The sequence below is a fragment of the Burkholderia sp. MSMB1459WGS genome (genome assembly GCF_001534535.1).
Classification (GTDB): Bacteria; Pseudomonadota; Gammaproteobacteria; order Burkholderiales; family Burkholderiaceae; genus Burkholderia.
The window spans coordinates 81798-97632 of the sequence record NZ_LPMU01000072.1 but is presented as its reverse complement, the minus strand read 5'-3'; the positions used below and the strand labels follow the sequence as shown (position 1 = coordinate 97632).

10 protein-coding genes are annotated in these 15835 nt (G+C 68.4%); 5 read left to right on the top strand and 5 right to left on the bottom strand.

Features of this window, described 5'->3' with window-relative positions; translation table 11 throughout:
* Positions 1-34: 34 nt before the first annotated feature.
* Genes WT97_RS28590 through dapC form a run of 3 tightly spaced genes read right to left on the bottom strand, consistent with a single transcriptional unit; the run spans position 35 to position 2507 of the window.
* The gene (locus tag WT97_RS28590; RefSeq protein ID WP_006478478.1) at positions 35-403 is read right to left on the bottom strand and encodes an ArsC family reductase; all 369 of its coding nucleotides are present in this window, start codon (positions 401-403) and stop codon (positions 35-37) included.
* The gene (dapD, locus tag WT97_RS28585) at positions 403-1230 is read right to left on the bottom strand and encodes a 2,3,4,5-tetrahydropyridine-2,6-dicarboxylate N-succinyltransferase (protein WP_006759623.1); all 828 of its coding nucleotides are present in this window, start codon (positions 1228-1230) and stop codon (positions 403-405) included. The genes WT97_RS28590 and dapD overlap by 1 nt, the downstream gene beginning before the upstream one ends.
* 44 nt (positions 1231-1274) lie before the next feature.
* Positions 1275-2507, bottom strand: a complete 1233-nt coding sequence (gene dapC / locus WT97_RS28580; RefSeq protein WP_059505886.1) for a succinyldiaminopimelate transaminase — start codon at positions 2505-2507, stop codon at positions 1275-1277.
* A 159-nt stretch (positions 2508-2666) separates the two neighbouring features.
* Here dapC and WT97_RS28575 point away from each other — a divergent pair, with 159 nt between their 5' ends.
* The 5 genes from WT97_RS28575 to def all read left to right on the top strand — a co-directional run bounded on the left by WT97_RS28575 (position 2667) and on the right by def (position 11400).
* The gene (locus WT97_RS28575) at positions 2667-3608 is read left to right on the top strand and encodes a DMT family transporter (RefSeq protein WP_060354852.1); all 942 of its coding nucleotides are present in this window, start codon (positions 2667-2669) and stop codon (positions 3606-3608) included.
* A gap of 139 nt (positions 3609-3747) precedes the next feature.
* Complete coding sequence (smc, locus tag WT97_RS28570; protein ID WP_060354851.1) at positions 3748-7260, top strand: chromosome segregation protein SMC; 3513 nt, start codon at positions 3748-3750, stop codon at positions 7258-7260.
* A gap of 85 nt (positions 7261-7345) precedes the next feature.
* The gene (locus tag WT97_RS28565; RefSeq protein WP_060354850.1) at positions 7346-8629 is read left to right on the top strand and encodes a cell division protein ZipA C-terminal FtsZ-binding domain-containing protein; all 1284 of its coding nucleotides are present in this window, start codon (positions 7346-7348) and stop codon (positions 8627-8629) included.
* 165 nt (positions 8630-8794) lie between these two features.
* Positions 8795-10870 (top strand): NAD-dependent DNA ligase LigA, encoded by a 2076-nt coding sequence (gene ligA, locus WT97_RS28560; RefSeq protein WP_059505897.1) that lies wholly within the window; start codon positions 8795-8797, stop codon positions 10868-10870.
* Entirely contained in the window at positions 10867-11400 is a 534-nt protein-coding gene (gene def, locus WT97_RS28555) for a peptide deformylase (RefSeq protein WP_034207668.1), read from the top strand. The genes ligA and def overlap by 4 nt, the downstream gene beginning before the upstream one ends.
* Before the next feature lie 79 nt (positions 11401-11479).
* Here the strand turns inward: def and WT97_RS33705 are convergent, their stop codons facing one another.
* Together WT97_RS33705 and WT97_RS28545 are read right to left on the bottom strand one after the other, a co-directional pair.
* Positions 11480-13222, bottom strand: a complete 1743-nt coding sequence (locus tag WT97_RS33705) for a pseudouridine synthase (RefSeq protein WP_082751499.1) — start codon at positions 13220-13222, stop codon at positions 11480-11482.
* Between the two features lie 16 nt (positions 13223-13238).
* Positions 13239-15815 carry a [protein-PII] uridylyltransferase gene (locus WT97_RS28545; RefSeq protein ID WP_060354849.1) on the bottom strand — a complete coding sequence of 859 codons (2577 nt, stop codon included), beginning with the start codon at positions 15813-15815 and terminating at the stop codon, positions 13239-13241.
* Positions 15816-15835 lie beyond the last annotated feature (20 nt).

The window sequence follows — 15835 nt, the reverse complement described above, 5'->3', positions numbered from 1 at the left end:
TCGGGCGGCGCCTGCAGGCGCCGCGCGGGCGGCCTTATGCGGCAAACAGCGCCGCGTATTGATCGGCCACGAAGCCGAGCGATTTCACGCGACCGTTGACGACGAGCACGGGGCGTTTGATGACCGACGGCTTGTGGATCATCAGCGCGACCGCGCCGGTCTTCGTTTCGGCGGCGGCCTTCATCGCGTCGTCCAGGCCGCGCCACGTGGTGCCGCGCTTGTTCACGAGCGCGTCGAGCGACACGTCCTTCAGCCAGTCTTCGATCAGCGGCGCGCTGACGCCGAGCTTCTTGAAATCGTGGAACTCGAATTCGACGCCGTGATCGTCGAGCCACACACGGGCCTTCTTCACGGTGTCGCAGTTCGGAATGCCGTAGACGACCACGGTGTGCGGCTTTGCCATCAGTCGCCTCGCAGCAGCTCGTTCAGGCCGACCTTCGCACGCGTCTTCGCGTCGACCTTCTTCACGATCACCGCGCAGTACAGGCTGTGCGAGCCGTCCTTCGACGGCAGGTTGCCTGCGACGACGACCGAGCCGGCCGGGATGCGGCCGTAGCTCACTTCGCCCGTCTCGCGGTCGTAGATCTTCGTGCTCTGGCCGAGGTACACGCCCATCGAGATCACCGAGTTTTCCTCGACGATCACGCCTTCGACGACTTCCGAGCGCGCGCCGATGAAGCAGTTGTCTTCGATGATGACCGGGTTCGCCTGCAGCGGCTCGAGCACGCCGCCGATGCCGACGCCGCCCGACAGGTGCACGTTCTTGCCGATCTGCGCGCACGAACCGACCGTCGCCCACGTGTCGACCATCGTGCCTTCGTCGACGTAGGCGCCGATGTTGGTGTACGACGGCATCAGCACGACGTTCTTCGCGATGAACGAGCCGCGGCGCGCGATGGCCGGCGGGACGACGCGGAAGCCGCCCGCGGCGAAGTCTTCGGCCGTGTAGTTCGCGAACTTCGACGGCACCTTGTCGTAGAACTGCGAATAGCCGCCGGCCGGCATCGGCGCGTTGTCCTCCAGGCGGAACGACAGCAGCACGGCCTTCTTCAGCCACTGGTGCACGGTCCAGTTGCCGTCGATTTTCTCGGCGACGCGCAGTGCGCCGCGGTCGAGCTGCTCGATCGCGTGAGCGACGGCTTCGCGGACGTCGGCGGGCGCGGCCTTCGGCGACAGCTCGGCGCGGTTTTCCCAGGCGGTATCGATGATTTGCTGAAGTTGTTGCGACATGTTCGTTTTCGCAGGAGATGGATGGAATTGATCGGGATGGACGATTACCGCGCGAGAGCGCGGCAGAAATCGACGATGCGTTGCGCGCCCTCGACGCATTCGGGGGTGCCCGCGACGAGCGCGATCCGGATGAAATCGCGGCCCGGGTTGGTGCCGTGCGCATCGCGCGCCAGGTACGAGCCGGGCAGAACCGTCACATTATAGTCGGCGTACAGGCGGCGGGCGAACTCGGTGTCCGACAGGCCGGTGCGCGACACGTCGGCCCACAGGTAGAACGCGGCGTCGGGCAGTTTCACGTCGATCACGTCGGCGAGCATCGGCGTGACCGTATCGAACTTCTGCACGTACATCGCGCGATTCTCGCGCACGTGCGCCTCGTCGTTCCACGCGGCGATGCTCGCGTGCTGCCAGACCGGCGACAGCGCGGCGCCGTGGTACGTGCGGTACAGCAGGAATTTCTTCAGCAGCGCGGCGTCGCCTGCGACGAAGCCCGAGCGCATGCCCGGCACGTTCGAGCGCTTCGACAGGCTCGACAGCATCACGAGCCGCTCGAAGCCGCGGCCGAGTCGGTGCGCGGCCTCGAGGCCGCCGAGCGGAGGCGCCGCTTCGTCGAAATAGATTTCCGAATAGCACTCGTCGGACGCGATCACGAAACCGTGGCGGTCCGACAGCGCGAACAGCTCGCGCCAGTCGTCGAGCGTCAGCACGGCGCCCGTCGGGTTGCCGGGCGAGCACACGTACAGGAGCTGCGTACGCGCCCACACTTCGTCGGGCACGGCCGCATAGTCGCACGCGAAGTTGCGCGCCGGGTCGCTGTTCGCGAAATAGGGTTCGGCACCGGCCAGGAGGGCCGCGCCTTCGTAAATTTGATAGAAGGGATTCGGACAGAGTACGATCGCCTTCTCGCCGTGCGCGGACGGCCGTGCGTCGATCACGGTCTGCGCGAGCGAGAACAGCGCCTCGCGCGAGCCCGACACCGGCAGCACCTGCGTGGCCGGATCGATCGCCGGCAGCCCGTAGCGGCGCTCGAGCCAGTGCGCGATCGACGTGCGCAGCGCGTCGGAGCCGGCCGTGGCCGGGTACGACGCGAGGCCGTCGAGCGCGGCCACCACGGCGTCGCGGATCAGCGCCGGCGTCGCGTGTTTGGGCTCGCCGATGCCGAAGCTGATCGGTTTGAGGTCGCCGGAAGGCGTCACGTCCTTGAACAGGGCGCGCAGCTTTTCGAAGGGATAGGGCTGAAGCGAGTCGAGTCGAGGGTTCACGGGCGAAGCGGCCATCGCGGCCGGTTGGAGCGAAAGAAGCGGCGGGCGCGCCGCGCGGCTGCGAACGGGCGCGGCGGGCGCGCGGGTCGCAGCGGACGATTATAACGTGACGAAATGCGGTCACGGCCTGCCGGCGCGGCGGCCGTGCCGGTCGAATAAAGGGTATCGAACCAAATGAACAACGCGGTACGCGGCAGCCTGCCGACGCTGGCCATCCTGATCGGCGCGTCGGTATGGGGCCTGATCTGGTATCCGCTGCGGATCCTCGCATCGCTCGGCGTGACGGGCACGCTCGCGAGCGCGCTGACGAGCCTCGTCGCGTTCCTGTTCGTGATCGTCGCGCGGCACCGCACGATCGCGACGCTGCGCTGGCACTGGGTGCTGCCGGGCATCGCGGTGACGGCCGGCGTGACGAACCTCGGGTTCGTATGGGGCACGATCCACGGCGAGGTGCTGCGCGTGATGCTGCTGTTCTACCTGACGCCGGCCTGGACCGCGATCTACGCGCACTTCCTGCTGCGCGAGCGGCTGACCTGGGCGGGCGCAGGGCTGGCCGCGCTGTCGATCGGCGGTGCGATGCTGATGCTGTGGTCGCCGGCGCTCGGCTTGCCGCTGCCGGCCAACCCGGCCGAATGGGCGGGCCTCGCGGCCGGGCTGAGCTTCGCGATGAGCAACGTGCTGGTGATCAAGGCGAGCCGCGAGCTGCCCGACATGCGCGCCGAAATGCGCACCGCGACGCTGTTCGGCGGCGCGGCCGTGTTCGGCGCGATCGCGTCGCTGTTCGAAGGGTTGCCGGCCGCGCCGGCGAGCGGTCAGTTGGGCGTCGCCGCGCTGATCGTCGCGGCGATCGGCGTGACGATGGCGTCGAACAACCTGCTCGTCCAGTACGGCCTCGCGCGCGTGCCGGCGAACCGTGCGTCGATCATCATGCTGTTCGAGATCGTGATCACCGCGCTGTCGGCGTGGGTGTTCGCGAACGAGCTGCCGAGCGCGCGCGAGTGGGCGGGCGGCGCGTGCATCGTGCTGGCGACGCTGCTGTCGAGCCGGGTCCATCGTGCCGAGCCGGCACCGGACAAACCCGGCGACGGTCGGGACGGCGCACGCGCGATGGTATGATGGAAGCCGTTTGCGGGGCCCAACGCTGGATGCGCGCGGCCCCGTTTTTGAATTCCGGGGCGCGTGGCGCGCAGGGGCTCTCCGGCCCCGCGCCGTGCGGCCCCGTCCGTTTCACACCTTCTTCACATCCGATACCGCCGTGCGTCTGAGCTCGATCAAACTCGCTGGCTTCAAATCCTTCGTCGATCCCACGCATTTCCAGGTTCCGGGCCAGCTCGTCGGCGTGGTCGGCCCGAACGGATGCGGCAAATCCAACATCATCGATGCCGTGCGCTGGGTGCTCGGTGAGTCGCGCGCGTCCGAGCTGCGCGGCGAATCGATGCAGGACGTGATCTTCAACGGTTCGACCGCCCGCAAGCCCGGCAGCCGGGCCAGCGTCGAACTGATCTTCGACAACTCCGACGGCCGCGCGGCCGGGCAGTGGGGCCAGTACGGCGAGATCGCCGTCAAGCGCGTGCTGACGCGCGACGGCACGTCGAGCTACTACATCAACAACCTGCCGGCGCGCCGCCGCGACATCCAGGACATCTTCCTCGGCACCGGCCTCGGGCCGCGTGCGTACGCGATCATCGGGCAGGGCATGATCGCGCGGATCATCGAGGCGAAGCCGGAAGAGCTGCGCGTGTTCCTCGAGGAAGCCGCCGGCGTGTCGAAGTACAAGGAACGCCGCCGCGAAACCGAGAACCGTCTGCACGACACGCGCGAGAACCTGACGCGCGTCGAGGACATCGTGCGCGAACTCGGCGCGAACCTCGAGAAGCTCGAGGCGCAGGCGGTGGTCGCGACCAAGTACAAGGAACTCGTCGCCGACGGCGAGGAGAAGCAGCGCCTGCTGTGGCTGCTGCGCAAGAATGAGGCCGCCGGCGAGCAGCAGAAGCAGCAGCGTGCGATCGAGCAGGCGCAGATCGACCTCGAAGCGCAGACGGCGAAGCTGCGCGAAGTCGAGGCGCAGCTCGAGACGCTGCGCGTCGCGCACTACTCGGCGAGCGACGCGATGCAGGGCGCGCAGGGCGCGCTCTACGAGGCGAACGCCGAGGTGAGCCGCCTCGAAGCCGAGATCAAGTTCATCGTCGAATCGCGCAATCGCGTGCAGGCGCAGATCGCCGCGCTGAACGCACAGCGCGAGCAGTGGCGCGCGCAGGCCGAGAAGTCGCAGGACGAGCTCGAGGAGGCCGAAGAGGCGCGCGCGATGGCTGACGAGAAGGCCGCGCTCGCCGAAGACAACGCGGCCGCGAAGCACGATGCGCTGCCGGCGCTCGAAGCGAAGTGGCGCGACGCGCAGGCGCAGCTCAACGACGAGCGCGCGCGGATCGCGCAGACCGAGCAGTCGCTGAAGCTCGAAGCCGCGCACCAGCGCAACGCCGACCAGCAGCTCCAGCAGCTTCAGCAGCGCCACGAGCGCCTGAAGGCGGAGGCGGGCGGGCTGGATGCGCCCGATGAAGCGCAGCTCGAGGAGTTGCGCATGCAGCTCGCCGAGCAGGAAGAGATCCTCGCGCAAGCGCAGGCACGTCTGAGCGATGCGCAGGAGGCGCTGCCGCGCCTCGACGGCGAGCGCCGTGCCGCGCAGGAGCGCGTGCAGGCCGAAAGCGCGCAGATCCACCAGCTCGAGGCGCGGCTCGCCGCACTCAAGCAGCTGCAGGAGAACGTGCAGACCGAAGGCAAGATCCAGCCGTGGCTCGACAAGCACGAGCTCGGCGCGCTGCCGCGTCTGTGGAAGAAGCTGCACGTCGAGGCTGGCTGGGAAGCGGCGCTCGAGGCCGTGCTGCGCGAGCGTCTCGCCGCGCTCGAAGTATCGAATCTCGACTGGGTGAAGGCATTCGCGACCGACGCGCCGCCCGCGAAGCTCGCGTTCTACGCGCCGCCCGCGGCCGGCGAGCCGCCCGCCGCGGTGGCCGGGCTGCGGCCGGTGCTGTCGCTCGTGCGCATCGACGACGCGGGCATCCGCGCGGTGCTGAACGACTGGCTCGGCAACGTCTATGTCGCCGACGACGTCGCGCAGGCGCTCGCGACGCGCACGCAGCTGCCGGCAGGCGGTGCGTTCGTCGTCAAGGCCGGCCATATCGTCACGCGCGTCGGCGTGCAGTTGTACGCCGCCGATTCGGAGCAGGCCGGGATGCTGGCCCGCCAGCAGGAAATCGAAAACCTGGCGCGCCAGGTGCGTGCGCAGGCGCTGCTCGCCGACGAGGCGCGCACGGCTGCCGTGCGTGCGGAAGCCGCGCACACCCAGGCCACGCAGGCGCTCGGCGACGTGCGCGCGCAGGCCGAACGTGCGACGCAGCGCGTGCATGCGCTGCAGATGGACGTGCTGAAGCTCGCACAGGCGCACGAACGCTATACGCAGCGCAGCACACAGATCCGCGAGGAACTCGAGGAAATCGGCGCGCAGATCGAGGAGCAGCGTGCGCTGCGCGCGGAGTCGGAAGCGAATTTCGAGCGCTTCGACGGCGAGCTCGCGGAACTGCAGGCCCGCTTCGAGGACAATCAGCTCGCGTTCGAGTCGCTCGACGAATCGCTGACGCAGGCGCGTCAGGAAGCGCGCGACCTGGAGCGCGGCGCCAACGACGCGCGCTTCGCCGCACGCAACGCGGTGACGCGGATCGACGAGCTCAAGCGCACGATCCAGGTGGCGCACGAGCAGAGCGAGCGCGTCGCCGCGTCGCTGGAAGACGCGCGCGCCGAACTCGAGACGATCAACGAGCAGACCGCGCACACCGGCCTGCAGGACGCGCTCGAGATTCGCGCGGTGAAGGAAGAGGCGCTGCAGGCCGCGCGGATCGAGCTCGACGACCTGACCGCGAAGCTGCGCGCGTCGGACGAGCAGCGGCTCGTCGCCGAGCGTTCGCTGCAGCCGCTGCGCGACCGCATCACCGAGCTGCAGCTGAAGGAGCAGGCTGCGCGCCTGTCCGTCGAGCAGTTCGCCGAGCAGCTCGCGGCCGCCGAGGTCGACGAGGCCGCGCTGGCCGCGAAGCTGACGCCGGATCTGAAGCCGTCGTACCTGCAGGGCGAAGTCACGCGCCTGAACAACGCGATCAATGCGCTCGGCCCGGTCAACATGGCCGCGCTCGACGAGCTGAAGGCCGCGAGCGAGCGCAAGGTGTTCCTCGATGCGCAATCGGCCGACCTGATCGACGCGATCACGACGCTCGAGGATGCGATCCACAAGATCGACCAGGAAACCCGCACGCTGCTGCAGGGCACCTTCGACGAGGTCAACCGTCATTTCAGCGACCTGTTCCCGCGCCTGTTCGGCGGCGGCCAGGCGAAGCTGATCATGACGGGCGACGAAATTCTCGATGCCGGCGTGCAGGTGATGGCGCAGCCGCCCGGCAAGAAGAACGCGACGATTCACCTGTTGTCGGGCGGCGAGAAGGCGTTGACCGCGACCGCGCTGGTGTTCGCGATGTTCCAGCTGAACCCGGCGCCGTTCTGTCTGCTCGACGAGGTCGACGCGCCGCTGGACGACGCGAACACCGAGCGTTTCGCGAATCTCGTGCGCGCGATGTCCGACAAGACGCAGTTCCTGTTCATCTCGCACAACAAGATCGCGATGGAAATGGCGCAGCAACTGATCGGCGTGACGATGCAGGAGCAGGGCGTGTCGCGGATCGTTGCGGTGGACATGGAAACCGCCGCGGGTTTTGCCCAGAATTGACGTTTGACGAAACCGGACCGCGTTCGCGCGGCGCATGGGCGCCCGTTCGCGGTCCCGACGAAAAAGAATTGCTGATGGAGCGTGCATGGACGAGTTGACACTCGGTTTGATCGGCGCGGGCGCCGTCGTGGTGGGCGGCGTCGTGGTCTACAACGCATGGCAGGGCGCGAAGGTGCGGCGCAGGATGCCGCGTCCGATGCCGGAGGAAGCGACCGAGGCGATGAACCGCCCGGAGCGCGACGAAGAGTTGCCGTTCATCGAGCCGGTGCGTCAGCCGGTGCGTCGCGAACCCGCGGTACCGACCGCGACGGCGACTGCGGCCGACGCCGCGCGCGTCGAGCCGACGTTCGGCGGGGCCGCCGGCGGTGCGGCGCCGGCCGATATGCCGGCCGACCTGCAGGCCGAGGCGACGGGCGTCGACACGTCGTCCGAACCGACCGAACCGGCTGCCGGTGAAGAAGCCGTGCCCGCCGCCGCACGCGAAGCGGCGGCCGAATCGGCCGAGCCGACCGAACCGGTGATGCCGGCCGCGACGACGGTCTCGTCGGCGCCGCCCGCGATCGTCGACCGCCGGATCGACTGCATCGTACCGATCCGCCTCACCGGTCCGCTGCCGGGCGACAAGATCCTGCCGGCCGCGCAGCGGCTGCGCCGTGCGGGCAGCAAGCCCGTGCATATTGAAGGCAAGCCGGAAGGCGGCCAGTGGGAGCTGTTGCAGAACGGCGTGCGCTATGAAGAGCTGCGCGCGGCCGCGCAGCTCGCGAACCGCAGCGGCGCGCTGAACGAGCTCGAATTCTCCGAATTCGTGACGGGCGTCCAGCAGTTCGCCGACGCGATCGACGGCGCGCCGGAATTCCCGGACATGATGGAAACGGTCGCGATGGCGCGCGAGCTCGACGCGTTTGCCGCGCAATGCGATGCACAGCTGTCGATCAACGTGATGTCGGACGGCGCGCCGTGGTCCGCGAACTACGTGCAGGCGGTCGCTTCCCAGGACGGGCTGCTGCTGTCGCGCGACGGCACGCGCTTCGTGAAGCTCGACGCGAAGCAGAACCCGGTGTTCATGCTGCAGTTCGGCGATACGAACTTCCTGCGCGACGACCTGACGTACAAGGGCGGCAACATGATCACGCTGGTGCTCGACGTGCCGGTGGCCGAAGAGGACATCCTGCCGTTCCGGCTGATGTGCGATTACGCGAAATCGCTGTCCGAGCGGATCGGCGCACGCGTCGTCGACGATTCGCGCCGGCCGCTGCCGGAGTCGACGCTGCTCGCGATCGAGCAGCAACTGATGAAGCTGTACGCGAAGCTCGAGGAAGCCGGCATCCCGGCCGGTTCGCCGGTCACGCGGCGCCTCTTCAGCCAGTAACGCGACGGCGCGGACGGCGGTCGGCGGCGCCGTCGTTCGCCGCTGCGGCGCACACCGTTTCGTGTACGCCGCAGCACGTCATCAGGCCCGCATTGCGCGCCCCGCCGCGGCGTCAAACTGAGATAATCGGGTATCCGATTTTTTCAGAACGAATCTGCCGCCAGCATGGCCCGAACCCAAGCCGAACCGCCAGCCAGCCAGCCCGACGCGCGCGCCGCGTGGCTGCGCGACCAACTCGAGCGGGCGAACTACGCCTATTACGTGCTCGACCAGCCGGATCTGCCGGACGCCGAATACGATCGGCTGTTCCGTGAGCTGCAGCAGCTCGAAACCGACCATCCCGAACTCGTGACGCCCGATTCGCCGACGCAGCGCGTCGGCGGCGAAGCGGCCGGCGGCTTCACGCCGGTCGTCCACGATGCGCCGATGCTGTCGCTGAACAACGGCTTCGCCGACGAGGACATCGTCGCGTTCGACAAGCGCGTCGCCGACGCGCTGGCCAAGACGACCGATCTCGCCGGCTCGGTGACGGACCCCGTCGAATACGCGTGCGAACTGAAGTTCGACGGCCTCGCGATTTCGCTGCGCTACGAGCGCGGCGTGTTCGTGCAGGCATCGACGCGCGGCGACGGGACGACGGGCGAGGACGTGACCGAGAACGTGCGCACGATCCGCTCGATTCCGCTGAAACTGAAGGGCAAGCACGTGCCGGCCGTGCTCGACGTGCGCGGCGAGGTGCTGATGTTCAAGCGCGATTTCGCACGCCTGAACGAACGTCAACGCGCGGCCGGGCAGCGCGAATTCGCGAACCCGCGCAACGCGGCGGCGGGCAGCCTGCGCCAGCTCGACCCGAAGATCACCGCGCAGCGTCCGCTGTCATTCTTCGCATATGGGATCGGCGTGCTCGACGGCATGCCGATGCCCGACACGCACAGCGCGCTGCTCGACTGGTACGAGGCGTTCGGCCTGCCGGTGAACCGCGAGCGCGCGGTCGTGCACGGCGCCGATGGCCTGCTCGGGTTCTTCCGCAAGGTCGGCGAGAAGCGCGATGCGCTGCCGTACGACATCGACGGCGTCGTCTACAAGGTCAACCGGCGCGACGAGCAGGAGCGCCTCGGCTTCGTGTCGCGTGCGCCGCGCTTCGCGCTCGCCCACAAGTTTCCCGCGCAAGAAGCGCTGACGAAGCTCGTCGCGATCGACGTGCAGGTCGGCCGTACTGGCGCGATCACGCCGGTCGCGCGTCTCGAGCCGGTGTTCGTCGGCGGCGCGACCGTGACCAACGCGACGCTGCACAACGAGGACGAAGTGCGCCGCAAGGACATCCGGATCGGCGACACTGTGATCGTGCGCCGCGCGGGCGACGTGATTCCGGAAGTCGTCGGCGCGCTGCTCGACCGGCGCCCGGCGGATGCGGCCGAATTCGTGATGCCGACCGAATGCCCGGTGTGCGGCTCGAAGATCGAGCGCCTGCCGGACGAGGCGATCGCGCGCTGCACGGGCGGGCTGTTCTGCCCGGCGCAGCGCAAGCAGGCGCTGTGGCATTTCGCGCAGCGCCGCGCGCTCGATATCGACGGCCTCGGCGAGAAGATCATCGACCAGCTCGTCGAGCTGAATCTGGTACGTACGCCGGCAGACCTGTTCAATCTCGGCTTCGCGACGCTGGCCGAACTCGACCGGTTCGCGGAGAAGTCCGCGCAGAATCTGCTCGACTCGCTCGAGAAGGCGAAGCATACGACGCTCGCGCGCTTCATCTACGGGCTCGGCATCCGCCATGTCGGCGAATCGACCGCGAAGGATCTCGCGAAGCATTTCGGCTCGCTGACGCCGATCATGGACGCCTCGATCGAGGAACTGCTCGAAGTCAACGACGTCGGGCCGATCGTCGCCGAGTCGCTCCACCAGTTCTTCGCGGAGGAGCACAACCGGACCGTGATCGAGCAGTTGCGCGCACCGGGCAAGGTCACGTGGCCGGAAGGGCCGCCCGCGCCGAAGGCGCCGCAGGGCGTGCTCGCCGGCAAGACCGTCGTGCTGACGGGCACGCTGCCGAATCTCACGCGCGATGCGGCGAAGGAGATGCTCGAAGCGGCGGGCGCCAAGGTGGCCGGTTCGGTATCGAAGAAGACGGACTACGTGGTCGCGGGCGCCGAAGCCGGCAGCAAGCTCGCGAAGGCCGAGGAACTCGGCATCCCCGTGCTGGACGAAGACGGTCTGCACCAACTCCTGGAGGGCAATACGCCATGATTCGCGAGATCCTGAAGATGGGCGATCCGCGCCTGCTCGAAATCGCCCAGCCGGTCGAGCGGTTCGATACGGCCGAACTGCACGAGATCGTCGCGGACATGTTCGAGACGATGCACCATGCGAACGGCGCCGGGCTGGCCGCGCCGCAGATCGGCATCGGGCTGCAGATCATCATCTTCGGCTTCGGCAACAACAACCGCTACCCGGATGCGCCGCCGGTGCCCGAGACCGTGCTGATCAACCCGAAGATCGAGTACATGCCGCCGGACATGGAAGAGGGCTGGGAAGGCTGCCTATCGGTGCCGGGCATGCGCGGCGTCGTCAGTCGCTACGCGAAGGTGCGCTACAGCGGCTTCGACCAGTTCGGCGAGAAGATCGATCGTGTTGCCGAGGGGTTCCACGCGCGCGTGGTCCAGCACGAATACGATCACCTGATCGGCAAGCTGTATCCGATGCGGATTACCGACTTCACGCGCTTCGGCTTTACCGAGGTGTTGTTCCCGGGGCTCGATCCGGCCGACGACGACTGATCGGCCGTGCTCCCGCGGAAAAGAAAAAACCCGCTTGCGCGGGTTTTTTTCATGGCGGGCGCACGTTACGTGCGCGAGCTCAGAACGCCTCGTCGGCGGACAGGTAGCGCCATTGGCCTTGCGGCAGTGCGCCGAGCATCACGCGGCCCATCCGCACACGCTTCAGGCCGATCACGTCGAGGCCGACCAGTTCGCACATGCGGCGAATCTGGCGCTTCTTGCCTTCGCGCAGCACGAACCGCAACTGCTCGCCGTTCTGCCAGCTCACCAGCGCGGGCTTCAGCGCCACGCCGTCGAGCTCGAGGCCGTGGCGCAGCTTCGCGAGCGATTCCGCGGGGAAGTGCTGGTCGATGTCGATCAGTCGTTCGCCGAAGCGCACGCGCACCAGGTATTCCTTGTCGATGTCCGACTGCTCGCCGATCAGCTGCTTCGCGATCACGCCGTTCTGCGTCAGCACGAGCAGGCCGGTGGAGTCGATGTCGAGACGGCCGGCCGGTGCGAGCGCATGCAGGTGCTGCGGCGAGAACCGCACCGGCGAATGATCGCCGCTCCAGCGGTTCGCGCGCGTGATCAGCACGGCGGCCGGCTCGTAGCCGTCTTCCGCCTGGCCCGACACGTAGCCGACCGGCTTGTGCAGCAGGATCGTCACTTGCGCGGCCTGTGCCGCGCTCGCGCGCTCGTCGATCTCGATCTTCTGGTCGGCGCGCACCTTGGTGCCGAGCGTGTCGATGCGTTCGCCGTCGACGAGCACCCAGCCCTTTTCGATCCATTCGTCGGCTTCGCGGCGCGAGCACATGCCGAGTTCGGACATCCGCTTCGACAGGCGCATCAAGCCCGTTTCGTCGCCGTAGCCGACGTCGGCCGCCGCGCGCTTGACGGGTTGCGCGGTCTTCACCGCGCCGAACGAACGGCGCTCGCCGTCGCGCGCGGGGCGGGTCGGGCGGTCGCCGAAGCTGCGCTTCGCGCCTTCGCCGGCTGTCTTGTCGCGATAGGACGGACGCTTGCTGTCGTCAGTACCTGCTGTGCGGCGGGGACGCGCATCGTCGTCGCTGCGACGCGGCGGGCGATCGGACGACGTGCGGCGATCGCCATAGCTGCGTTTCGCGCCTTCGCCGGCTGTCTTGTCGCGATAGGACGGGCGCTTGCCTTCGTCGGCACCCGCACGACGCGGCCGTGCATCGTCGTCGCTGCGACGCGGCGGGCGATCGGACGACGTGCGGCGATCACCGAAGCTGCGCTTCGCGCCTTCGCCGGCTGTCTTGTCGCGATAGGACGGGCGCTTGCCTTCGTCGGCACCCGCACGACGCGGCCGTGCATCGTCGTCGCTGCGGCGCGGCGGGCGATCGGACGACGTGCGGCGATCACCGAAGCCGCGCTTCGCGCCTTCGCCGGCTGCGTTGTCGCGGTAGGACGGGCGCTTGCCTTCGTCGGCACCCGCACGACGCGGCCGTGCAGCGTCGTCGCTGCGGCGCGGTGGGCGATCGGACGATGTGCGGCGATCGCCATAGCTGCGCTTCGCGCCTTCGCCGGTCGCGTTGTCGCGATACGGGGCACGCGGGCCGCGTTCGGCACCGCCGTCACGCGGCGCACGCTGGGCCGGTGCGCGATCCGCACCCGCGCGCTCGACGCCTGCGGCGCCGCGCGGCTTGAACGGGCGTTCGCCGGCGGCTGCCGCAGACACCTTCTTCGGGCGGGCCGGCTTGTCTGCGGCGGGCGGCGCAGCGGGGCGCACCGCCTTGCGGGCGACGAGGCTGCCGGAGCGGACAGGGGCGCGAGTCGGCGACGCCGGCTTCGGATTCTTGACGGTTAATTTGGTGCGCATAAACGCTGGGATTCATTCAGACTGCGATCGCGCGCAGCAATTCGGTTTCGAGCTGGATCTGCAGGCGATTGTCGGACAGGCCGGCGCCCGCGAGCAGGAAGATGTCTTCGACGCGCTCGCCGAGCGTATTGATCCGCGCCGCATGGACGCCGATCCGATGTTCGGCGAGTACGCGCGCGATCGAATAGAGAAGGCCCGGCCGGTCGTTGGCCGACACGGACAGGATGTAGTACTGACCGCGCTCGTCGGCCCGCAGGTCGACGCGCGGCGTGATCGGAAACGTCCGGGACAGCCTCGACAGGCGGCCCTTCGACGGCTCCGGCAGCGGTGCGGTTTCGGCGAGCCGCGTCGCGAGCTGCTGTTCGACGAGATTCGCGATGTCGCGGTAGCGCACGTCGCGTTCGGTCTGCGTGACGATGAAGTTGTCGAGCGCATAGCCGTGCCGCGTCGTGCTGACGCGCGCATCGAGCACCGACAGCCCGTTGCGGTCGAAATACGCGCAAATGCCCGCGAACAGGTCGGGGCGGTCCTTCACGTACACGAGCACCTGCAGCGCGTCGCCGATCGGCGACGGCCGCGCGCGGACGATCGCGGTTTCGGCGTTCACATGCCGGTACAGCACGCGCGTCTGCCATGCGATGTCGGCCGCGTCGTGACGCAGGAAGAAACCGACGTCGAGCTGATCCCACAAGGCGCGGTGCGCATCGTCGGGCACGGTTTCCAGGCGCAGCAGCGCGAGTGCCTGCTCCTGCCGCGACTTCAGCTCCGAATGCGCGTCGGGGTTCGCGCCGCCGAGTACCGCGAGCGTGATGCGGTAGAGATCCTCGAGCAGCTTGCCCTTCCACGTGTTCCACACCTTCGGGCTCGTGCCGCGGATATCGGCGACGGTCAGCAGGTAGAGCGCGGTGAGATACCGTTCGTTGCCGACGACCTCGGCGAAGCGCTTGATGACGTCGGGGTCGCTCGTGTCCTGCTTTTGCGCGACCTGGCTCATCGTCAGGTGATGCTGGACGAGCCACACGATCAGCGCGGCATCGTCGCCGGCGATGCCGTGCTCGCGGCAGAAGCGCCGCGCGTCGGCCATGCCGAGCGTCGAGTGATCGCCGCCGCGGCCCTTCGCGATGTCGTGGAACAGCGCCGCGACATACAGCACCCACGGGCGCTCGAAGTTGCCGATCAGCTGGCTGCAGAACGGATATTCGTGCGCGTGCTCGGCCACCGCGAAGCGGCGGATGTTGCGCAGCACCATCAGGATGTGCTGGTCGACCGTGTACACGTGGTACAGGTCGTGCTGCATCTGCCCGACGATGCGGCGGAAATTCAGCAGGTAGCGGCCGAGCACGCTCGTCTGGTTCATCAGCCGGAACGCGTGCGTGATCCCTTCGGGTTGCTGCAGGATCCGCATGAACGTGTCGCGGTTCCGCGGATCGCGGCGCCACGCGTTGTTCATGATTTCGCGCGAGTTGTACAGCGCACGCAGCGTGCGGGCGGACAGGCCCTTCACGCCGCGCGTCGTTTCGTACAGCAGGAACGCTTCGAGGATCGCATCGGGATGGCGTTCGAACACGCCGTCGTCGACGATCTCGAGCATCCCCTGTTTCTCGACGAAGCGATCGGCCGACAGCACGCGCGTGATGCCGCTCGTCGCGGGAAAGAGCTGCGCCTCGATGTTCTGGATCAGGATCGTCGCGAGCTGCGTGACCGCTTTCGCGGACCAGTAATAGCGGCGCATCAGCTGCTCGCTCGCGCGCTTGGCCTGCGTCGGCTGGTAGCCGAAGCTTTCGGCGGCTTGCGTCTGCAGGTCGAACACGAGCATGTCCTGACGGCGCCCGGCGATCACGTGCAGCCGCGCGCGCAGCGTCTTCAGGAAGCCTTCGTTGCGGCGCAGCTCGCGCGCTTCGCGGTCGGTGATGAGGCCGCGCGTGTCGAGCTCGCGCCAGCTGCTGCCGAAGCCGGCCGCGCGCGCGATCCACAGGATGGTCTGCAGGTCGCGCAGCCCGCCGGGGCTTTCCTTCACGTTCGGTTCGAGGCTGTACGGCGTGTCCTGGAACTTCGCGTGGCGCTGACGCATCTCGAGCACCTTCGCGGTGAAGAACGCGCGAGCGTCGAGCGCTTCGTGATAGCGCACGGTGAAGCGCTCGAACAGCGCGGTGCTGCCGACGATGCGGCGCGCTTCCAGCAGCGAGGTCTGCACCGTGACGTCCTGCGACGCCTCCTCGATGCACTGCGCGACCGTCCGTACGCTGCTGCCGATCTCGAGGCCGAGATCCCACGCCATCCCGATGAAGCGCTCGATGCGCGCGTCGAGCGCCGGGTCGTGCGCATCGGGCAGCAGCACGAGGATGTCGACGTCGGAATAGGGCGCGAGCTCGCCGCGCCCGTAGCCGCCGACGGCGACGAGCGCGAGCGTCGCGGGCAGCGCGCATTCGTCCCACACGCGCTTCAATGCGTCGTCGGTGAGTCTCGACAGCGCGTGCATCAGCGACGCGACGTTCGTCGCGCGGCGAAAGCGCTCGAGCATCTCCGTCTTGGCGGCCTTGAATTCGGCGCGCCGCGACAGCGCTTCGGGCGAGGGGGCAGCGTGAGCGCTCATGGGCGGCCGTTCGGGTGCGG